The organism is Nitrosopumilus sp. (assembly GCF_025699125.1).
Lineage (GTDB): Archaea > Thermoproteota > Nitrososphaeria > Nitrososphaerales > Nitrosopumilaceae > Nitrosopumilus.
The window spans coordinates 591,004-611,633 of record NZ_JAILWC010000001.1; the positions used below are offsets into that span (position 1 = coordinate 591,004).

General features: G+C 32.4%; 29 protein-coding genes. 16 read left to right on the forward strand and 13 right to left on the reverse strand.

Features of this window, described 5'->3' with window-relative positions; genetic code table 11:
- Positions 1 to 28: 28 nt before the first annotated feature.
- Positions 29 to 442, forward strand: coding sequence for a VOC family protein (locus K5783_RS03585; protein WP_109877057.1), 414 nt, complete (start codon positions 29 to 31; stop codon positions 440 to 442).
- Between the two features lie 80 nt (positions 443 to 522).
- Here K5783_RS03585 and K5783_RS03590 read toward each other — a convergent pair whose 3' ends face one another.
- From K5783_RS03590 to K5783_RS03600, 3 genes are all read right to left on the reverse strand, one after another.
- Positions 523 to 852, reverse strand: a complete 330-nt coding sequence (locus tag K5783_RS03590; RefSeq protein ID WP_297472166.1) for a hypothetical protein — start codon at positions 850 to 852, stop codon at positions 523 to 525.
- Positions 853 to 889: 37 nt separating this feature from the next.
- Positions 890 to 1,276 carry a hypothetical protein gene (locus tag K5783_RS03595; protein ID WP_297472167.1) on the reverse strand — a complete coding sequence of 129 codons (387 nt, stop codon included), beginning with the start codon at positions 1,274 to 1,276 and terminating at the stop codon, positions 890 to 892.
- Between the two features lie 62 nt (positions 1,277 to 1,338).
- Positions 1,339 to 1,716 (reverse strand): hypothetical protein, encoded by a 378-nt coding sequence (locus tag K5783_RS03600; RefSeq protein ID WP_297472168.1) that lies wholly within the window; start codon positions 1,714 to 1,716, stop codon positions 1,339 to 1,341.
- Between the two features lie 140 nt (positions 1,717 to 1,856).
- On the opposite strand from K5783_RS03600, the gene K5783_RS03605 reads away from it, so the two are divergent.
- Complete coding sequence (locus tag K5783_RS03605) at positions 1,857 to 2,000, forward strand: hypothetical protein (RefSeq protein WP_160049216.1); 144 nt, start codon at positions 1,857 to 1,859, stop codon at positions 1,998 to 2,000.
- A 13-nt stretch (positions 2,001 to 2,013) separates the two neighbouring features.
- On the opposite strand, the gene K5783_RS03610 is transcribed toward K5783_RS03605, so the two are convergent.
- Entirely contained in the window at positions 2,014 to 2,823 is an 810-nt protein-coding gene (locus K5783_RS03610; RefSeq protein WP_297472169.1) for an adenylate/guanylate cyclase domain-containing protein, read from the reverse strand.
- A gap of 202 nt (positions 2,824 to 3,025) precedes the next feature.
- Here K5783_RS03610 and K5783_RS03615 point away from each other — a divergent pair, with 202 nt between their 5' ends.
- Positions 3,026 to 3,862 (forward strand): hypothetical protein, encoded by an 837-nt coding sequence (locus K5783_RS03615; protein ID WP_366939165.1) that lies wholly within the window; start codon positions 3,026 to 3,028, stop codon positions 3,860 to 3,862.
- A gap of 178 nt (positions 3,863 to 4,040) precedes the next feature.
- Entirely contained in the window at positions 4,041 to 5,249 is a 1,209-nt protein-coding gene (gene ilvA, locus K5783_RS03620; RefSeq protein WP_297472171.1) for a threonine ammonia-lyase, read from the forward strand.
- A gap of 2 nt (positions 5,250 to 5,251) precedes the next feature.
- On the opposite strand, the gene purE is transcribed toward ilvA, so the two are convergent.
- Entirely contained in the window at positions 5,252 to 5,827 is a 576-nt protein-coding gene (gene purE / locus K5783_RS03625) for a 5-(carboxyamino)imidazole ribonucleotide mutase (protein WP_297472172.1), read from the reverse strand.
- A gap of 108 nt (positions 5,828 to 5,935) precedes the next feature.
- Between purE and K5783_RS03630 the strand changes: the two genes are divergently transcribed.
- The 4 genes from K5783_RS03630 to K5783_RS03645 all read left to right on the forward strand — a co-directional run bounded on the left by K5783_RS03630 (position 5,936) and on the right by K5783_RS03645 (position 9,061).
- Positions 5,936 to 7,081, forward strand: coding sequence for a 5-(carboxyamino)imidazole ribonucleotide synthase (locus K5783_RS03630; protein WP_297472173.1), 1,146 nt, complete (start codon positions 5,936 to 5,938; stop codon positions 7,079 to 7,081).
- Between the two features lie 67 nt (positions 7,082 to 7,148).
- On the forward strand, positions 7,149 to 7,535 hold the full coding sequence (locus K5783_RS03635; RefSeq protein ID WP_297472174.1) for a hypothetical protein: 387 nt from the start codon (positions 7,149 to 7,151) through the stop codon (positions 7,533 to 7,535).
- Between the two features lie 175 nt (positions 7,536 to 7,710).
- The gene (locus K5783_RS03640) at positions 7,711 to 8,853 is read left to right on the forward strand and encodes a site-specific integrase (RefSeq protein ID WP_297472175.1); all 1,143 of its coding nucleotides are present in this window, start codon (positions 7,711 to 7,713) and stop codon (positions 8,851 to 8,853) included.
- A gap of 67 nt (positions 8,854 to 8,920) precedes the next feature.
- Positions 8,921 to 9,061, forward strand: a complete 141-nt coding sequence (locus K5783_RS03645; RefSeq protein ID WP_297472176.1) for a hypothetical protein — start codon at positions 8,921 to 8,923, stop codon at positions 9,059 to 9,061.
- A gap of 125 nt (positions 9,062 to 9,186) precedes the next feature.
- Here the strand turns inward: K5783_RS03645 and K5783_RS03650 are convergent, their stop codons facing one another.
- A complete protein-coding gene (locus K5783_RS03650; protein ID WP_297472177.1) occupies positions 9,187 to 9,333 on the reverse strand; it encodes a hypothetical protein in 147 nt (48 codons plus the stop codon).
- A 119-nt stretch (positions 9,334 to 9,452) separates the two neighbouring features.
- Positions 9,453 to 10,226: a HAMP domain-containing sensor histidine kinase gene (locus K5783_RS03655; protein WP_297472178.1), complete on the reverse strand. Its 774-nt coding sequence runs from the start codon at positions 10,224 to 10,226 to the stop codon at positions 9,453 to 9,455.
- A 283-nt stretch (positions 10,227 to 10,509) separates the two neighbouring features.
- Between K5783_RS03655 and K5783_RS03660 the strand changes: the two genes are divergently transcribed.
- The 3 genes from K5783_RS03660 to K5783_RS03670 all read left to right on the forward strand — a co-directional run bounded on the left by K5783_RS03660 (position 10,510) and on the right by K5783_RS03670 (position 13,771).
- Positions 10,510 to 11,634 (forward strand): CFI-box-CTERM domain-containing protein, encoded by a 1,125-nt coding sequence (locus K5783_RS03660; RefSeq protein ID WP_297472179.1) that lies wholly within the window; start codon positions 10,510 to 10,512, stop codon positions 11,632 to 11,634.
- Positions 11,635 to 11,791: 157 nt separating this feature from the next.
- Positions 11,792 to 12,688, forward strand: a complete 897-nt coding sequence (locus tag K5783_RS03665) for a hypothetical protein (RefSeq protein WP_297472180.1) — start codon at positions 11,792 to 11,794, stop codon at positions 12,686 to 12,688.
- The gene (locus K5783_RS03670) at positions 12,689 to 13,771 is read left to right on the forward strand and encodes a hypothetical protein (RefSeq protein ID WP_297472181.1); all 1,083 of its coding nucleotides are present in this window, start codon (positions 12,689 to 12,691) and stop codon (positions 13,769 to 13,771) included.
- Positions 13,772 to 13,832: 61 nt separating this feature from the next.
- On the opposite strand, the gene K5783_RS03675 is transcribed toward K5783_RS03670, so the two are convergent.
- A complete protein-coding gene (locus tag K5783_RS03675) occupies positions 13,833 to 14,114 on the reverse strand; it encodes a hypothetical protein (protein WP_297472182.1) in 282 nt (93 codons plus the stop codon).
- A gap of 227 nt (positions 14,115 to 14,341) precedes the next feature.
- Positions 14,342 to 15,202 (reverse strand): matrixin family metalloprotease, encoded by an 861-nt coding sequence (locus tag K5783_RS03680; RefSeq protein WP_297472183.1) that lies wholly within the window; start codon positions 15,200 to 15,202, stop codon positions 14,342 to 14,344.
- A 144-nt stretch (positions 15,203 to 15,346) separates the two neighbouring features.
- Between K5783_RS03680 and K5783_RS03685 the strand changes: the two genes are divergently transcribed.
- Both K5783_RS03685 and K5783_RS03690 read left to right on the forward strand, forming a co-directional pair.
- Positions 15,347 to 15,646, forward strand: coding sequence for a winged helix-turn-helix transcriptional regulator (locus tag K5783_RS03685; protein ID WP_297472184.1), 300 nt, complete (start codon positions 15,347 to 15,349; stop codon positions 15,644 to 15,646).
- A gap of 74 nt (positions 15,647 to 15,720) precedes the next feature.
- Positions 15,721 to 16,062 (forward strand): hypothetical protein, encoded by a 342-nt coding sequence (locus K5783_RS03690; RefSeq protein ID WP_297472185.1) that lies wholly within the window; start codon positions 15,721 to 15,723, stop codon positions 16,060 to 16,062.
- A gap of 260 nt (positions 16,063 to 16,322) precedes the next feature.
- On the opposite strand, the gene K5783_RS03695 is transcribed toward K5783_RS03690, so the two are convergent.
- The 3 genes from K5783_RS03695 to K5783_RS03705 all read right to left on the reverse strand — a co-directional run bounded on the left by K5783_RS03695 (position 16,323) and on the right by K5783_RS03705 (position 17,892).
- Entirely contained in the window at positions 16,323 to 16,667 is a 345-nt protein-coding gene (locus K5783_RS03695; RefSeq protein WP_297472186.1) for a hypothetical protein, read from the reverse strand.
- Between the two features lie 405 nt (positions 16,668 to 17,072).
- Positions 17,073 to 17,477, reverse strand: coding sequence for a hypothetical protein (locus tag K5783_RS03700; protein ID WP_297472187.1), 405 nt, complete (start codon positions 17,475 to 17,477; stop codon positions 17,073 to 17,075).
- Positions 17,478 to 17,754: 277 nt separating this feature from the next.
- A complete protein-coding gene (locus tag K5783_RS03705; RefSeq protein WP_297472188.1) occupies positions 17,755 to 17,892 on the reverse strand; it encodes a hypothetical protein in 138 nt (45 codons plus the stop codon).
- Positions 17,893 to 18,024: 132 nt separating this feature from the next.
- Between K5783_RS03705 and K5783_RS03710 the strand changes: the two genes are divergently transcribed.
- From K5783_RS03710 to K5783_RS03720, 3 genes are all read left to right on the forward strand, one after another.
- The gene (locus K5783_RS03710) at positions 18,025 to 18,411 is read left to right on the forward strand and encodes a two-component system response regulator (protein WP_297472189.1); all 387 of its coding nucleotides are present in this window, start codon (positions 18,025 to 18,027) and stop codon (positions 18,409 to 18,411) included.
- A 272-nt stretch (positions 18,412 to 18,683) separates the two neighbouring features.
- The gene (locus K5783_RS03715) at positions 18,684 to 19,016 is read left to right on the forward strand and encodes a hypothetical protein (protein ID WP_297472190.1); all 333 of its coding nucleotides are present in this window, start codon (positions 18,684 to 18,686) and stop codon (positions 19,014 to 19,016) included.
- Positions 19,013 to 19,300 carry a hypothetical protein gene (locus tag K5783_RS03720; protein ID WP_297472191.1) on the forward strand — a complete coding sequence of 96 codons (288 nt, stop codon included), beginning with the start codon at positions 19,013 to 19,015 and terminating at the stop codon, positions 19,298 to 19,300. Before K5783_RS03715 ends, K5783_RS03720 begins: the two co-directional genes overlap by 4 nt.
- Before the next feature lie 169 nt (positions 19,301 to 19,469).
- Here the strand turns inward: K5783_RS03720 and K5783_RS03725 are convergent, their stop codons facing one another.
- The gene (locus K5783_RS03725; protein ID WP_297472192.1) at positions 19,470 to 20,597 is read right to left on the reverse strand and encodes a hypothetical protein; all 1,128 of its coding nucleotides are present in this window, start codon (positions 20,595 to 20,597) and stop codon (positions 19,470 to 19,472) included.
- Positions 20,598 to 20,630 lie beyond the last annotated feature (33 nt).

Sequence of the window (20,630 nt, forward strand, 5' to 3'; positions counted from 1 at the left end):
ATTTAAACAACTTTGAGGTAGCATATCTGTGAACATCAAAAAAGTTGGAAATGTCATATTGGCTGTAAAAGACATTGACAAATCCATACAATTCTATCATGAACTCATAGGATTACCAATAAAAAATCAAAGAAGATCTTGGGTCGATTTAGGTACTTCCGGAGCCATGTTGAGTTTACATCCTGCATCTTTAACTGCACAGCATGTTGGAAGTTCTATTGATAATGGAATAACAATAGGATTTCTTGTTGGCGATGTTCAATCTGCAATTGATGAATTAAAAGAAAAAGGTGTAAGAATACATAGAGATATTGTAGAAAGGGATGCCGGCAAAAATGCAGTAATTTTAGATCCTGATGACTACCTAATTTCATTGTTTGAGCCAAACTTTGAAGACAAGGATCAACAAACAGGCGGATATCACGGATTTACACCATCTTAGATTATCTTTTTAATAAAAAGAATAATCTGAATCTTTTATTTTTCATAAATCTTAATATTGATTTATGTACATTGAAAAATTTACCTTCCTGGTCTTTTAAAACCTTGTTTGATGTTACAATTTGATGCAGATGATTTTTGGAATTTTTTATCGGGATTATTCTTTTTATTTTTTAGTTTTTCAGTATTTGAAATTTCTTCTATTTTGAAAACTTTCTTAATAGGGGATTTTGATTTGGGATTAATACTATAAATGATATTTTTATAGGAATTTTTTTGGAATTTTTTATCGGGATTATTCTTTTTATTTATTTTTTCAATGTTTGTTGACTTTTTTTTCGTCCACACAATATTTTTAATATTATGTGAAGATGATTTTTCTATATTATAATCCCCTAATGATTTATTCATATTACTTTAAGCCTTGAATATTATTAAAATACAACTATTAGATGATTTTCTTAATCGACGAAATTATCTGTTCTAAACCTTTTTCTTTTCTATCAATAGAAACATAGAATGTAACATCCTTTTTTTGCAAAATAACAATTGTAACGTTTTGATGTTGCAATATAACATGTTCTAATATTCCGACCGTGCCAATTGTTTCTTTTCTTAATGACATTAAAGTAGAAATGATAAAAAATTCATTTTTGACTTGTTCAGATTTTAATAATGGTTTTAGATCTGGTTTGATTATGCCAGTCAACGTTCTGCCATATGCGTTGATTACTCCGGCATAACGAATACTGTCAGATAATTTCAGAATGCTTTGACATTGTTTTCTATATTTTACTATAGCATCTTTCCATTTATCAGCAGGTGTTTTTGTCATAAACGGGCTTGATTTATTAAACTAATAAGGATTCTTACTAAAAATACGTGGAAAAATTATTTTTAATGTGTTTTTGAATTTGATTCTTTATCTAGTTTTTTCTTTAACTCTAAATTCTCTTTCAATAATTTGTCGTTTTCATTTTGAAGTGTTTCAACAGAATTATGTCTAGTATAAAGTGGATGTCCTGGAGGCATTACGTCTGAGCTCATTGTAAGTAATCCGGCAGCATGTTGTTGGTACATTTGTTGAAATCCTTGAAGTTTTTGATTTAGTGTTCCTGCATTCTTTAGAAATTGCTCTTTCATCGGATTTTCATAAATCTTGAACATTGGATTGGTTATGCCCGGAGGCAACCTTGGGAATTGGAATGCCATGTGTGGGATATTAGGATTGAGCCCGTAAAGGTTTTGAAGATGGTTAATTATCAAATTATCCATACTAAATCCCCTTATTTGCCATATTTCTGCATTGCTTTAGGCGTTTGATATACTATTTTGTAAAACCTCAGTCGTTTTTTATCAAATTGAGCTGATCGCTGATCCTTATAGATTCCATATTTAGATCGCTAGTACGCATAATGGAGTCAAAAAAGACATGTCTAAAATGTAAAAAAGACATTGAAGAAAGAGAACTGCACAAAATTGTGATTTACGTAGTTCAAGAAAAATTCACAGAGCACCATTATGAGCATGTTGAATGTCCTGAAAAATTTACAGTTTGAAATTTATCTAAAATTATCCTTTAAATTCATAAATTTTGTAAATTTCTCCTGTTAGCCTAGATCTATATTTCCATTCGTTATTTTTCCAAACTATTTGCAAAAAATTTTTTTGAGATGTTGGATGTAATTTTTGATATACATCATTTCCAATCAAAATTTGATTTGGTTTAGCGATATTTTGTATTTTAGCAGCAATATTCATTGCAGGTCCCATCAAATCAACATGGGACTGCTCTGCATCAGAACCATATCTTACTACAATATTTTGCCCAAAATCTATTCCAATCTTCACCATTAGATCTGGATAATCATATTGATTTAGAATTGGATTAATTCCTTTTTGAATAACGGTTATCATTGATTTTGCACAGTTTACTGCATTATCTGCAGCCAATAATGAGTTACCTTCTGCAACAAAATATCCAATTACTGCATCACCTACAAATTTTAACACATAACCTTGATGTTGTCTAATAACTGCAGCCATCTCTTGTGAAAATGAACTAACGATAATTGCGATTTTTTCAGCAGGCATTTCCAATGTCATCGTAGTGGAACCTACCAAATCCACATACAAGACAACCATATCCAATTTTAAAAACACATTTTTTCTTAGAAATTTTTCAGATTCATCTGCCATTCCAGAATACTCATAACCTTTTTTGAGGGATCCCCAAACACGTTTTTGTGTTTCCAAGATCATAGTTTCAAAATCTACTGTCTGTTCTTTATTTTTACTTAGAAGCATATCTACTACATCTGTATTACCCATGGATGTTTTAGACAATTTTTCATCTTTGTTTTTATCTATATTTTCAGTCATCTCATTTCATCATTCCAGAGGGAAATCTATCTTACAGAATAGATATTTTTGTCTTATTTCTGTATACGCCTTATCAGAATTGTCAGTCATATTATTATCACAATGTAAGCATAAATAATGCCATTTTCCATGCCTAAAATCTAAATTTTGTATATTTAGATATTAATGAAGGTTTAAGGAGAGCAACATTTTGTTATTTTTTGTGCGTTTAGGAACAAGATCCCCTAATGAATTCATTCAATTACTAAATCAAAGAAACGATATAATTCAAAAAAAATGCGTTAAAAAGATCTCAGAATTAACAAAAATGATCGATACAAAAGTTATGTTAGGCGATTCTACGATTACAGAGCAAAAAACATTTGATCCTAAATTGGTGACAGACTATTTTCAAAAAATCAATGATTCTCTTGGAGATTGGTCGGTACAAGATGTGTCGATCTCCAACAATGAGGATCTACGAAGAGTTTTCACAAAATTTGAAATTATGGAAGGGAGTTACTTGATATCAGGACATATTTCTTTACAATACCATGTTTTACTATATTATAAACCGGACCAAAGAGTAATTGATTGTCAAAAAGAATTAGCAGAAATTGTTGATATTACAAAAAATAAAGAAAAGGAACTTTCAGATAACAGTGATCAATTTGTGTTGAATAAATTAAAGGAAATGGGTTACAAAGACTTTGATCATCAGAAATTATTTGAAGTATTTTACGAAAATGATGAGTTTCGTGAAAAAGTTTATGCAGAAATAGAAAGAGATGCAGGGATAGATTTTAAAGAATTATCAGAAAAGAAAACAAAATTGTTTAATGAATTAGATTCTCTTTTAATTGAAACATATCAAACCAGTCCTGTGTTAATTGATGATGCTAGACTAGTTTCAGGTGAAGAAGGTTGTTTATGCACCATAGATTTGGAATTTGTGAAAAATGAAATAAAGGAAGGGTTGTTTGATCCTAGAAAAATGTCGGATTCAGTAAAAGAGAAAATCATGAAACGGTTGGATGAATTTGAGAAAATTTTAAGTTAAGATCAAGGAACCGGAAAATGAGAATTTTCTCAAAGGGGAGTTCCGATCCCTTGATATGATCTGAACGGTATTTTTGAACTATTTAGGCATATCTACAAATACAGGCATAAAAATTGACTAAAATTGTAATTTTTCTATAGAAGAAGTCAAATACGGCATTTCGTTAGCAACATTTCCAATGAACCCATCATATGATGAAATATTAAAAGCAAATTCATTACGAGGTAACGAAATTAAAAAAACACCATTAATACATTCTAGTACGTTTAGTGAATTTACAAACTCAGATGTTTATCTAAAATTAGAATTTCGACAAAAAACAGGTTCATTTAAAATTCGCGGAGCATATTATAAAATTCAATCATTATCTGAGGAAGAAAAAAAATATGGTGTTGTAGCTGCATCAGCTGGCAATCATGCTCAAGGAGTTGCATTTGCATCAGCATTAGAAAAAATCCCATGTACTATTGTAATGCCTAAAAATGCTTCACCTGCAAAAGTAGCTGCTACAAAAGGATATGGCGCAAAGGTAATCTTAGAGGGAACAAATTATGATGAATCGTCTGCTAAAGCAAAAGAGATAGCAAAAGTAACAAAAGCTACTATGATTCATGCATTTGATGATCCTCAAATAATTGCAGCACAGGGGGTTATAGGATTAGAAATTTTGGAAGATTTACCTGATGTTGATGAAGTTTATGTTCCAATAGGAGGTGGAGGATTAGCTGCAGGTACTGCAATTGCAATAAAAGAAAAAAATCCCAAGATCAAAGTAATAGGTGTTCAATCAAGATCATTTCCTTCTATGTATGATTCATACAAAAAAGGCTCCATCACTGCAAGTGGCGGTGCAAGAACAATTGCCGATGGCATTTCTGTAAGAGTTCCAGGCAAATTGACTTTTGAAATTATCAAAGAACTCATAGATGATATTGTTCTAGTAGATGACACAGAAATTACAAAAGCAATGTTTCTACTAATGGAACGAATGAAATTTGTCGTGGAACCAGCAGGAGCTATAAGTTTAGCACATCTCATTTCAAAGAAGCCTTCTCCAGGAAAGAAAGTTGTTGCGATTTTAGCAGGTGGAAATGTTGACATGTATCTTTTAGGTCAAATAGTAGACAAAGGACTTGCAGCAATGGGAAGATTGCTGAAATTATCTATTCTGCTACCGGATAGACCTGGCGCATTTAAAGAAATTGTAGATGAGATAACACTTGCTAACGCAAACATTGTTGAAGTTGTTCACGATAGACTTAGTTCTAATATCAATGCCGGTTCAGCAGGAGTGACATTAAGTCTTGAAACACAAGGTCAAGAACAAGCCAATTTATTGATTGAAGCATTAAGACGGAAAAATATCCAATTTACTCTGATGACCTAAATTTATTTGAATTTATTTTTGGCAAATTTTGAAAGTCCTTCCTTCTTTAATTGTTCTGATTCTTTAATCACAGAGTCATGTTGATTAGATTTATGCTGAATTAATTTCTTTTTTAATTCTGGAAATTCATTCGCAAGAATTTTCATGGCATAAATTGCAGCATTTCCTGCTTTATTAATTCCGACTGCAACAACAGGAGAACCTGAAGGCATTTCAGTTATAGATAATAGTGAATCCAATCCACCAAATGCAGAAAATTTTGAAGTGTTATTTTTTTTTGGATGTTTATCGTTATAGACTAGTATTGGAACACCAATGACTGGGATTACTGTATGTGATGCAATCATTCCAGGTAAATGAGCAGCACCACCAGCACCAGCAATAATTACATGAAATCCCATTTTTTCAGCATGTTGTGCATATTCTGCTAATCTGGAAGGGGTACGATGTGCTGAAACAATTTGATCTTCATGTTTAATTTTGAATTGATCTAATACTTCTGATGCATCTTGCATCACTCTACTATCAGAGCTTGAACCCATAATAATTCCAACTAAGGGTTTCTTGGAAAATATCATAATTATAGAAAAAACTTGAGAGTAATTATTTATAACTATTAGAAAAAACCAGACAAAATTGTTCAAATTAACATTAACTATTTTTAATCAATATCTGATGTCATTGTAATGGCAAAGGTTCTAGGGATCATCGGGGGAGGACAACTTGGAATGATGATCACAGAGGCTGCAAAAAAAATGCCTCAACATATATCAAAAATTATTGTTTTAGATCCTACTAAGAATTGCCCTGCATCACAAGTAGGCGCTGAACAAATCATAGCAGATTTTAAAGATAAAAATGCCATAGTTGACTTAGCAAACAAATCAGATATCATTACTTATGAAATTGAATCAGGCGACAGTACAATACTAAAAAATATTGAAAAAAATACCAAGATCAATCCATCCCCTGAAACATTAAGAATAATTCAGGATAAATTTTTACAAAAATCCTTTTTAAAAGAAAACAACATTCCAGTACCCGAATTTATCAAAATTGAAAATATTGAAGAACTTAAAACAGGATTGAGAAATTTTGGATATCCAGCTTTGCTTAAAGCAAGAAGAGATGCATATGATGGACGAGGAAATTATAAAATTGATTCTGAAAAAGACATACAAAAAGCATTAGATTATTTTAAGGGTCAAAATTTGTTATTAGAAAAATTTGTTAAATTTAAAATGGAGGTTTCTGTAATTGCGTCTAGAAATACTAAAGGTCAAATCAAAACATATCCATTAGTAGAAAACATTCATGAGCAAAATATTTTGCGTGAAACAATTGCGCCTGCAAGAGTGTCCCATGAAATAACAAAAAAAGCAGAAGTGATTGCTGAAAAAACAATGCAGGTTCTTAAAGGTGCAGGAATTTTTGGAATCGAAATGTTTGTAACACAAGAAGATGACATTGTAATAAATGAGATTGCACCAAGAGTGCATAATTCTGGACATCATACACTACAATCAACCAAAACATCCCAGTTTGAACAACACCTTAGAGCAATTTTAGGTCTTGAATTGGGAGATACAGAACTCTTACATCCCACCATAATGTACAATATTTTAGGTGATGTTTCATTTGAAGGAAAATATGCACCAATAAATATATCTGAAGAAAATGTTTTTTTGAAAATGTATGGAAAAGAAATTTCAAAACCTTTACGTAAATTAGGTCATTTTAATTTAGTTGCAAAAGAAGGGGAGACCATAGAAGAATTACTTAAAAAGATTGAAAAGATAAAAGAAAAAGTTGTTGTCAAACAAGTATCGTAACTTTCTAAATTTATCTAGTGCCCTGCACCATTATAGGTTTATTAATTAATAAAAAATTATGACAAACATGGTATCAATCCCTCATGTATTGTCAGGAATTTCTATTGTTCTTTTAGTTATTTATGGTGTAGATGTAATGGTAGGCGGTGGCGGAGCTGGTGAAGGATTCTTACCATTTGACGCTATGACTAGAGGTATTGGATTTGGCATGCCCCCCATAATTTTTTCATTTATTGCATTTTTCATATCTAAAAAACCCCCTTTCAAAGGATTGGGAATTATGTTAGTCATTACAGGAGTTTTGATCATTATTGGTGGCACAATATCTATGGCAAGTGCAGGAGAATCTGAAAATACTGCGAGAATGGCTGGTGAAGGGGGAGGACTAATTGCAGTGGGAGCAATTATTGCTGCATTAGGCGGAATAAAGATAAAAAAATCATTGTCAGCATAATGTCTTATGGCTATTTGTACAAAATGTCAAAATGAAGTACCAAAAGTTTATGACTGCGATCACACTGATTTTCAAGAATATTGTGTGGAATGTTATACAGAATTACATTACTATCTAACAGAAGAATAATGCCAATACATTACTTTATTAAATTTTAGAACCTTGAAAAATAGGCGTGATAATTCAGACTCGATCAAAGAAAACCTATCTTGAAAGAATTCAATCAAAGGATAAGGAAATCAGGCAAGGAATCGAGGCCATGATTAAGAATTTTGAGAATTTCTCTATGGAAAAATACGGTAAAGCTGAGATAATTGAGGATATCAAACTAATGAACAACGAACAGGTTTTTGATTTATTGCAGAGTTGGATTGATTGGAATACATTAAGTTCAGGAACTATCAAATTCTATTTTTCAAAATTAAAATCATACTTGCATTATTTTGGAATAAAATTGCATCCTCAAGACATCAAAGAAGAATTGACATTCAAAAGACAGATTCAAGAAGAACTTTACCCACTAACCGTTAATGACATTCAGACCATAACCAAAAACCTAAGATACAAACACAAAACGCTTTTCATATGCCAATCATCCTCTTTGATGAGAATCGGCGAGATGATGCAATTAAGGAAAAAACACCTAATTGCTGACAAGAAAAACATCATTGTCAAGATTCCTGCAAGCATAGCTAAATTCAAAAAGGGCAGAACAACATTTTTTTCAAAAGAGGCAAGCAGATTACTAAGGCCAATACTACGAGAACTGGACGAGAACGATTTAGTTTTTGGAACAAGTGAGTATCCAAAACATTCAAAGATAACAGCTCAAGGGGTTTTAAGAAACGCACATGATAGGATAGGCCTTAACATGAAATATGAAACAACAGGACGATATATGATAAACACACATTGTTTTAGGGCATTTGGCATTACTAGATTGTCACGCCATGATCCTAACTTTGCTAAAAAAATTGCTGGACAGAAAAGCTACTTGTTACAATATGATAGAATGACAGACGAAGAAAAATTAGAATTATACCAAAAACATGAAATTGATTTGCTAATTGATGATTCTGCAATAACTCAGGCAGAACTGGAAAAGATACAAAATGAAAAGTCAGAACAGACACAAAAAGACAATGAACAAAGGAAAAGAATGCAGGAGATGGAGGAAAGAATGCAGGAGATGCAAAAGGAGATGGTTCTGCAAAGATCTGCATTTGTATTCTTCAAGGCACAAATGGGAATGCCAACTCAGTTGAATCTGCAACAATTAGAGTCTCAAAACAACGAGAAATCGGCACTGAAATGGTAGAAAAAGTTTGATCCCATAATTGGAACAATTGAGTTTACATTATATTCATAGAATAATAAATTGTTACATGAAAAAACGAATTACAATAATGATTGACGATGATTTAGACAAGAAACTACGAATACGTCAGGTAAAAACAATTCAAAAAACTCAAACATCATTTAGTTATTCCAAGGCACTAAATGAGGTACTGCGAAAATCCATCTAAACAAAAATAAGAGTTTACTCGAAGATAATGCAATTATTAGGTATGAATATTCAAGGAATCTCTGCAATCCTCACAAAATAGTTTTTTTCCAGCGGAAGCATACATAACAAAAATGAAAAATCTAGTTATTTTAGCGATTTTCTCAAACTCACATTGACAATTTGAGAAAAACTAACATGTCCAGAAAAATCCTTTATCGTCTTTGCCTGTAAAATTCTGAGTTTTTTTATTATATCCTCATCAAACGAGACTGTAACTTTTTTTGTTGTCATAAAGATATTCTCAGTTCCAGAGCAAAGAAGGATAGTTGAATACTATCTGTTGAGTATGTGTCATTGCTGCAACATATTGAAATTTTGACAGATGAGGTATTGTCATAAGTGGTCATAATCTAATCATAATTGGATAAAAAATTGCTAGGTGGAGTTTTAGGTATTTTTACCTTAAAGGTTGTAGGTGAATTTGACACTGTGATTTCGCCTCCATGTGATTCAACAACAAATTTCACACTTACTAAACCAAAACCAGTACCGGTTTTTTTTGTAGTGAATAACGGCTTGAAAATATAAGGCAGATTCTCTTCAGAAATTCCATTTCCGGAGTCTTCAATTTCAAAAATAATCCAATTCTTTTCTTTCCCAACCCTGATATCGATACTTCCTTTTATCCCCACAGCCTGAATGGCATTGACAACAAGATTGTTAATGGCAATTGACAATTGTTCTCTGTCGCAAACAATGTCATAGTCATTTTTCGAGGTATTAATTTTAACATTATCGGGAATGAGAATAGAATCCATAGAATCTAAAATAATTCTAGATGTTTTTGTTTTAGATAAAACCGTGGGCTGATCTTTGACATAATTCAGCACATTGTTAACTTGGTTGACAATTCTATCTATGGAATGGCATATTCTGTCATAGTGTTTTCGTTTTTGATTGTCAGTTCCATATAGCATGGCTAAATTTTCAACAGATACCATGATGACTGAAAGAGGATTTCTTAAATCATGAGACAACCTGGATGCAATCTCGCCTATCTGCACCATTTTCTTCTGCTTGATCATTTCTTGAGCCTGTGAATCAATGATTTTTTTTAATTCCTTGATTGTGTTAATTTGATCCAGATTAGAGATATTTTTTAGAATTGTTGAGTTATCCTGCACGCATTATAAATGGTCTGGTATTATTTAATATATTGGTGTAACAATATCATTACAAGTGTATTCATTTATTCATTGATGGTATAATCAAGTCCGTTTTTGATCATATTCTTTTATGCACTGTGATTTGCAGAAATATATACACTAATTTATATAGTGTATAACTACATTTAATAATGTACCTATATTGTATAGTTAATAATTATGAGTTATGGGCATGATATTTTCATTGATGGTAATAATATCGATGCAAATATTGTGACTGAAGATTATGTGGTGATTTCCCTTGACAGGTAAATTTTTACAATCACGTTCAATCATTTTAGGAATTATTGTGATTTTTACTGTTTTTACAATATCATTGACTGAAACTATTCAACTCTCTGATGGATTTTCAAGTAAAAGCACTGCTGGTTGGGTTTATAATTTGAACCCTGGAGAATCTGAAGTTATGACATGGACCTTAACAAATTCCGAAGAAGTACCAATAAACATAGAATTTCGTGCAGAGGGTGAAGGTTCAGAATTGTTTGTTTTTGAAAAATTAGTAATTATGGAGCCAAAAGAACAAAGAGCATTTGAATTTATTGTGATAGTTCCTGATGACCATCCTAATAATATAGAATACAGACCAGTTTTGTTTGCATTAGAAAGAGCCTTGCCTTCTGACGGTGGCGCAGCAGCTGTTTTAATCAATTATCAAATGAGTGCAAAACCAATTATCAAAATTGGTGATGAACCTATTTACACAGCGCCAGTTATTGAAAAAGAAAAAATTGAAGAAAAACAATTAAAAAAAGAAACTCCAACTAAAGAAGATTTTTCAACCGCGCCAACTGAAACAATAGAAGAAAAACTGGCCAGAATTGCAGAAGCAAACAAAGATGTAAAAGATGATGATTCATTTGATAAATCTTTAAAAGAAGAACCAATGTCAGGATATGATCCAGAACCTATACCTGATCCAGAACCTATACCTGATCCAGAACCTATAACCCACACAATTATCAAAGAAGATGATATCATAGAGGGGGGAGGCGGATGTCTTATTGCAACTGCTGCATATGGAACTGAATTAGCACCTCAAATTCAATTCCTCAGAGAAATTAGAGACAATACGGTAATGAGTACTGTGTCTGGGATATCGTTTATGACTGGATTTAACCAATTATACTATTCATTTTCACCAACGATCGCCGACATGGAACGAAAAAATCCTATGTTCCAAGAAGCAGTGAGAGCTCTCATCACTCCAATGATATCCACTCTATCGATTATGACACTGGCAGAAAAAGGAAATGATGTACAGGTATTGGGATTAGGGATATTTGTAATTGTGTTAAACTCTGGATTGTATATTGCAGCTCCTACTGTAGCAGGTTATGTATTAAGTAAACGCCTAAGAAATTAGAAATATTGTAATAAATTAGTTCTTTTCCTATTTAGAATGATTTTAAATGTTGATTGTCATTAATTCTTGTCACAAATATATTCATTATACACTTATTATAATAGTGTAACACTAGTAAATAGAATGTTTATTAAAAACTAGGTTTAAGGTATTTTTAATGACATATAACATAAAAAATGCAACTTTCGTAATTGCCTTTGCAGCTCTAATGATGACTATACCATTTGCGACTGGAACTGTATTTGCTGATGAGATTGATGCAAACTTGGATGCAAACTGTGGATTCTCAACGTCCGCTCTTGCTGGTTTGGACTTTGGATCATTTACCGCTGATCAAGATGCAGCAACAGTTGGTGAGCAAGAAGTACAACTGACACCAGTTCCAGATACAGTTGCCTCAGCTAGAGTTTCTGTAACAGTAGATGACTGGTTTGGTGTAGGTACAAGAGCAAGTGGAACTATAACCTTAGCTAGTGCTGCTGTTGGCGACACTGTAACAATTGGTACAACTGATTATGATGCTATTGCAGGCCCAACATCTGGTACTAATTGGGATCAGAGAGGGGACGATATTGCTGATGCAGCAGAATTAGCAGCAGCAATCAGAGGTAACGAAGGAACGGTCTACAAAGTTTCTACGGCTGGTACTAACGTGGTTACTGTTAATACAGTATCTAGAGGTACTGCCCAAAATACAGTTGTATTAAGCGAAGATACGACTGGTAGTACCATAATTACAAGGGATTCTGCTGCTAGTACATCAACTAATGTACTCAATGGTGCAGTAGATACTCCGCAATTAATCATGGATGGCGAAACTACAAAGTTTGACATGAATGTTGGCAGTACAGCTAGTAATACATACAACAACCTGAGAAGTGTTATAACACTAGGTACAGCACAAGAAGTTCTTGGCGGTACTAACCCAGCACAAAACATCTTCTTTGCTTTGCAAATAGATCCTGCTAGTGCAACGTTTAGTAACTTACCATACGATGGCGCATTGACACAAGAAATCACAGTTACAGTAGAAAGTGCTTGTGATGGAACATAGATGCACACCACCCTTTTTTTCTTTTTTATTATACTAATTTCATTTAACATCACTAGCGTATATGCTGAAACTATTCATGCTTATCTTCTTGCAGATGGTGAAACAAATTTTGCTGATGATGAAATTGTTTTAGATAATGATGAAACTTTGGATATTTCTAAAAATGTTATAACTTCGGACGTAATTATCAAAAAAACAGTAGGAAAAGTCACAGTTGATTTAACACAAGAAGTCAAATTAGTTTCAAAGAAAGCCGGTGAAACAATCACTTTGAAAAATCCTCAATTAACTACAGTTAATGTTAAAATTCCTGATAAAACCCTAGTTTTGGCACCTGCAACATGGGATAAAAAAATATTTCCACCAAAAACCATTGCTGCTAGCGGAACTGTTCAATCGGGTTTTCAGACACCAACAAGTTCAATTCTTGTCGGGTCCCCTGATGTTGTCTTCCTATTTGATAAAGTAGTTACTATTATTTTGGAAGGCACAACTGGCCAGATAGCATACAAACTTCCAGGACAAACATCATGGATTCTAATCTCTACATGCCTTGGAACATATGATGCTCCAACCGATCCCCCCGTGAATGGGGAGTGCTCTATTTCTAATGGAGTAGATACTAAGATTATGACATTTCATTTTACTGAATTTACTTCTCTTTCTACAACTCCTGAAACCTCTACAATTACCAGTACGCCTACAAGTAGTTCTGGAAGTTCTGGTGGTGGGGGAGGTAAACGATCATCATCTGGTGCTCCCAGTTCCAGCGCCGAACATGCAGGAAGAATTCTTCCTGAAGGAGCAATTTCTGAAGCAAGAGCATTCCCAAATTGGTTTCAAACATCTCTGGTTACCTATTGGATTGAGAACTTGATAACGGATAACGAATTTAAAAATGCAATGAACTACATGCTAAACAAAAATATCATAAAAATCGATGTTGGAGAAGAAAAAGACATTCCAACATTAGACTTGGCGCCCTCAATTAAACAGCTATTCAGATTATGGTCTCTTGACAAACTTACGGATTCGACAATTATTGAAATTATAATTTATTACAGAACGGTTGGTGCATGGTAGTTATGATATACGTGAATTCAAGACACAAAATCAGAATTTAGTTTAAAACCTAGTCAATTAATCAAAATTCGTTTAATTTAAGTAAAAATTTTTCAATTTCTTTAGTATGCGAAAATTCATCTAGGGTTCCAGTTATTTTGTTAATTATATTATGGGATGATTTTCCATACAGATCTATTAAAACATCATTAATGTATTGAGGAGTTTTGTAACTATTTTCCAAATTACAATCATATTTTGAATGCAATTTTTCTGAAACTAACATCATCATTGATTCACCACCAATGTCGACAAGTGTTTGCTCAACAGCATAATTTATGAATGATTCTTTCACTGTTATCAAAATTGTTCACCTCTTGCAAAATTCAAAAGCACCACATTATCCGTTAAAAGGACTTTTGGCTTAAAAGGCGGTGTTAGATCAGACTGATCATAAATGATTGCATATTTTATTTTATATATAATAATACCGTGAGTAACGCTCATTATATCATTAATCAATCATATGAGCATAACACTCTAAGCATATAACACTTTTGTTTATGGTGTATAACATAAGATTTAGTGTATTTATTTTTCACATAAAAATTTAGACATTATTTCTCCATCATACAAAGATTTCAGAGCAGATACATTACATTCGGAAATAAATGGGTTTGTTGTTGTGATTTTATAATACATGAGGTCATCAGGATCTGTTGAATGCTGCAACCCTAATGCATGCCCCATCTCATGACGTGTGATGGCCGCTAACTTATTTTCGTCTAATTTGCTCGATTCGTAAATAGTGATTCTTGATTTCAATATCTGGTTCTTGTCCTCATCAATAATAGAACGTGTATATCCTGAATACCCCTCAGAATTTTTTTCATCCATTAAAAGGATCAGAATATCTCCATCATCACTAGTTGATTCATGAACATGTAACCGGATTGGTATATTGTATCGTAATTCTAAAGAGTCAAATTCATTTAATACGCCTTGCCACCCCTTATAGAACTTGGATGAGTTTTTTGATGTTCCTTTATGAGTATCTAAATCATTTATTTCGATAATTTCCTCGGACATTATTGATTCTTTAATCAGATCAATGTTTTTTTGAGATGTTTTTGCATGATTAATTATGTGTACATGAAAAATTCTTTCTGAATCAGATAATTTCCAAGACAGCCAAGTATCTATAGAATCCCCCATCAATGACTGGGTTATGAAATGACCTGATTCTAAAGGTTGAATGTTCGAATAATAGATGGAAAACATGATGACAGAAAATACAACAATTATTGAACAAAATAAGACAAAAAAATAAGATGTGTTACGATGCAAAACAGAGTCGAGTTTTTCGTATTTTTGATTTATTAATCCAAGTTGATTTGAAATCTGATCTATCTTTCCCTCCATAGCGGCAGAATCCTCATTTTGTTTGTCCAAATGAACATACACCATGATTAATAGTGTATCACTAGTATTAACCAGTATTGCTGGAAAATGAATGGAAAAAGGCAAAAATCAAATCAAAACATATCATTGGTTTAAATAAAAATCAATTTAACCTAGATACTGGAGAAAAATACTATGGATAACGTGGATTTTATGATCTTTCTAAGGATGTTGTCAAAAAAAGGATTTTTGGAAACATTATGGCACATTACAGATAAAAAACAAATTCATTATAATGAACTCCAAAAATACCTCATGAAAAAGAATATTGTGTCTAGTCAGGCATCAGTAACAATAATTCTTAACGGTTTAACTAACCTGGGATTGCTCGACAGAACAGTCGTTGATGGAAAGCCTCCAAGAACAAGTTATTCGGTCAACAAATTAGGCAAATCTGTCCTAACCCAGTTAAACAATCTAAAAAATACACTGTAGAACACTCAATCAAGCAGATAAAATAATTTACATTAAATTTATTAATCTTACACCACTATTACTGGTGTAAGATTATGTTTAAACCGGGTAAGAGTGAAAATAAGAAAAAACAAGAATTGCCCAAAGACCAAATGAAGAAAGCGTTGATTTCATTTGTAATAGAACAGAGTTTGATTGACGAGGGAGGGATAAAAGTTTTTGAAAAAACTATGGATCTTTTAAGAAAAAAATTTGGTTGTGATACATCTGAATGTCTTCATCATCCGGATTATTTGATTCAAATTTTAAATGACTTGCCAAAAAAAGCACATGAAAAAATTATTTTAGCAATTGAGGAGAAATTAAAAGAATTTGAATATCAGGAAGAGGTTAGGAAATTTACAAAAAATCTTTGCAGAATAGATAAAGTATCTTAAACTTGAATGATAAAAACAATATTTTAGAAAGCATTAACATCCCCTAAATATTCTTGAATAAAGTTAGATAAAAAATGAAAAGGATAGGAATCACTGTAAGAGTTTCAATTGCTTTCTGCTGGTAAAATGAAATATTTGCATTATTTTAGAAAAAATCATTGAAAAAGGCATATGCATCCACTGTGGGTTCAGACTACATCAGGTTCAATCTTAATCAAACATGATTCCAACATAAGACTTTGAGGTTTTGAGTTAACATTCTAGTATGATTTACAGTGTTGATTTAGTACCCCAAAATAGTCCATAATTTTGGAAGAATTTTGTAGTTTTATTACATTCATTTTTCTGTCCACATATGCAGTATGAGCATGCTTTTCCAGTTTATCAGAATGAGTGATTTTTAGTTTGGATTCACGGATTTCCTCGGCAAGATGGTTTTTGTACAAATTGGCCGCCTTTGTACTTCCAACATACAAGATATTATTTTGTTTATTATCACATTGCAACATAATGTCACTTGCAATCATCTGAATTCTTTGCGGATCTTCAGAAAACTTTTGTGAATCGGCATTCGTATCAAATCCATTTATATGAAAACATACCATTCTTGGTTGAATATCTATTGCGTAATCCAGCATAACGTATATTTAAAAAAACAGATACAACTGTTGATGCCAACATTAATGATGTAATTGCGAAAATAAGATTATCATGATACTATCTCGCTGGAATATATTCATATTTACATAATATGGGAGATTATGGTCTGTTCAAAAAATACAGACTATCCCTTATGTTCATTTTATGATGTTATGATAATGATGAAAATTCCATGTTCTCAATGTCATCAACGTTATGAATTAGCAACATCTGTGGAATATCTTATTAAAAGGGGATTGTTTCCTCATGACAAACATCTTTATTGCGAAGAATGCAGGCAATGATTTACAGTATAGAATGAATAATGCTTTTTTAAAAAATAAAAATAAAAGAATTATTCCAGATGAGACTTAATCTCTTCGTTTTTCATGAACATTGTCTACTAAAGGCACACCATCAGAAATTCCTGCTTGCCCATATGAGAAATGGTTTCTCTGATTAGTTCTCTCTTCTAATGCCTCAGATCTACTCAAGTCATTATCGATGACTAGATTTGGATGAACGGGACTGCCCGTGACGAAATGATTTCTCACTAAAGACACTTCATCAGATACTGAACTGCCCTCAATTCCATAGGCATATGTGCTTTCTACCCATATTGGCACATTCAGCATTAAAATGGTCAATATAGATAACATGCCAAACAGAACTGTTTTCCTCATTGAGAAGAGTTTTGGTGTTTCTGCTTCATATTCGATATCAAAACTTCCAATGTATTTGTTAGATTTGTTTTGTGTGGTGTTGTGTCTAATCATTATTTTACCCATCAAGATTATTCAATTAAGATTCTGTTTGTTTTGTAATTACAAACAATAATCATAGATCTAAAAAACACGATAATTTTAAATCCATCATAACTCACAGTCTATCGATATAATGAATCAAACTCATGACGAGATTTGCCTATTTGCTAAATTTACATAATTTTGAATATTATAAACAGAACAAAACCTTTACGACAAAGCGTCATAAAATCACGAGTAAAGTGGGGGGATACTGTTTTTATCGTCAATCAGTAAAAATAGTATCCTTTCAAACCTTTTTTAGAATATCATTAATCACTCTGGAAAAACTCACAGAACCAGACTCGGTTTTAATCATTTTTGCTTGAATGTCCCTTAATTTTTTTACCACATCATCTTGCAATACGATCGTTACTCGTTTTGACATGTTAGTGCTTTCCAACCTGTTTTAAAGTATAAGAGGTTTCTTCTATATTGTTACTCGCACATTCTGATGAACAAAAATAACTTGATCTATTTTCAAACACATGCTCTTAAAAAAATCAGAACATACTATACTATGAAACCTAGTGTGATTATAATTGATGATTATAACGAGGTTACAGATACTTTCTCAGAATATCTTAGTTTGTCATCAATTGATGTTTTGGCCATAGGACACAATGGTAATGATGCCGTAGAACTCTATAAAGTGCACAAGCCAGATGTAGTTTTGCTGGATTACATGATGCCAAAATTTAATGGGTTCTATGCATTACGAAACATTCACAAAATAAATCCTGATGCCAAAGTAATTTTTTTGACTGCTAGTTTGCGCCCCGATTTACCTCAACAACTAAAAGATGCAGGAGCAGATGCAGTATTGACAAAACCTATCAATATGAACAACTTAGTTGGATTGATTAAAACGATGCAATTAGGTGGAGTGACTCAAGTAAGTAACTAAGTTTCATAGTAAATAAAATTAATTTATTGTAATGAAAACAAAGATTGGAACAACTCTATAAAATTGGATAGATATTTCCTTGTTAGAATAAAAGAAAATGAAAACTAAATTTTTACTATTACTTGCACTTGTTTTTGCATGATGCCATCACAGTTTTATTTTTAGGACTATCATATATTCATAAACAAAGAATTCATGAGTAATTCTTAAAAGGTATAATTTTTGGATTTTTATGATGGGCAGGGTTGGTATGAATTCCAAATTATCTGATTGTGACAAGTGTTCTTGTACTGATTGGTATAGGAATTTGCACTAAAGTAGGTTTTCTAAAAGAGAAAAAGAAAATGACGGATTATGGACACAACTTACGCAAAAGAATTCTGATTGCTATCGGGGCAATCGCTGCATATTATTTGATCAACCTGCCATATCTTCTGATTAACGGATTTTTCAACCAGTATACATTGCAACAGGGCCTTCCGGATTATTTTATTTATAATGTAATCAAATTTGGAACAGTATCTGCAATCTTGTATGTTGCATTCATAGTGGTAAAGCCATCACTATTTCCAAAATCAAAAAAATACAAACGACTAGTACTTTGACAGTCATACTTATACCTACATCTGTAATTGCACTGCAAAGTGGATATATCATACCAGAACTAGAGCAAGGACTTTGCATAACCCATAGTGGCACAGCAAATGAGGACGGCAATTTTATTGGAAGTAGATCTCAGGGAATATCTACTGAATCTGAATGCAATGCAAGCTGTGAATTTAACAGTAAAACTAGCATGGGTGAAGACAAATTATGTGAGTTTCATGGCGTTTATGGAAAGACTGATTGGATAATAGATCCTAATAATGAGAACATTATTTTTAATTGACAAAATGAAAACTAGGTACAAAATAACAATTTTTGGAATTTTGGGGTTTCTTGGAATCAATAGTGTCATCAGTCCGTTTTTCTGTCAGGGTTTGAACTGAAATCGTTATACAATAAAATAATTTCAAACCTTTCTAAGGATTAACTATCCTTTTGAATTAAATCTGATTTCATCTAATATTGGATATGGGCAATTTCTTGTTCTGTGTTTTTTTGAATAGCGAAATATCATTATCTTTTAGAATCTCTTTTATCCATCCAAAAATATATGAAATTAGAATGCCGAAAACAAAATAATTTGGATTTCCTGTTGGAACCAATTGTTCAGGATCAAACATTCCGAGATTTTCTGAAATATTGTTGTCTTCTGAAACAACAAATAATGCAATTAATATCAAAGCGCCAATAATAAAGGCGATATTCTTGAATGCTTTAATTGTCGGTTTGTGTTCGAGAACAATTTTTATGAACACTCCTGCAAGTAATCCTCCAATTACCAATGGCCAATCCCATTCTCTTACTAAATTGTCTATGTTTTCAGACACAGTTGCAGGAATGGCTATGTTTTGTGGTATCTTAATTGTGTCTTGTGATAAAGTATAGACAACACTACCTACAGTAGTTGTAGGAAAAGATGCAGTTATCAAATCCCCACTGCCTACAAAAATTTCCTTGGACCACATGTTAGAAGAAACTGTTTCAATCAGAGAATTATCCACCAAAATTTGAATATTTTCTAAATTCAGAGAAGATTTATCCCCCATAGTTAATGCTGGATATACTTTGGCATAACCTAACTCGGAACTTTTTTGAATTGACAAGACCAATTCAGTACCATAAGTACTTGGAGAATATGTTGTTGGAGAATTTTGATTAATTAACGGATCTAAGAACTTGGAATCCTCATTAGTTGGTGGATTTTTTGCAGCTGGTTCATACGAATATGCCTGTCGGATGCTTAATGATTTACTATTACTTACTGCTGAATTGTATTCGGAATTCCCCAAAAAAACAGCATATACATCAATATTTTCTCCCCAATCGCCAGCAATGGTTCTTATGGAAAACTTTCCACGTGCATCAGTGGTTCCTGATGCAATAACATCACTGTCATTAAGATTAGAATTAGTTTTGATAATAATAGTTCCATAGGTGACACTATAGTTATCCGTAGTTTTTAGAGTTCCTTGAAAAACCATCTCCTTCCCAACTCTCTCAAATCCTGAAGCAGAATCAAGCTTGAGTATTGTGTCACGTTCAACAGCATAAGCTGGATTTTCTTCTAAGGTGAACAACATTAAAAAACTAACCAAGATGAAAAAAATTGGAAA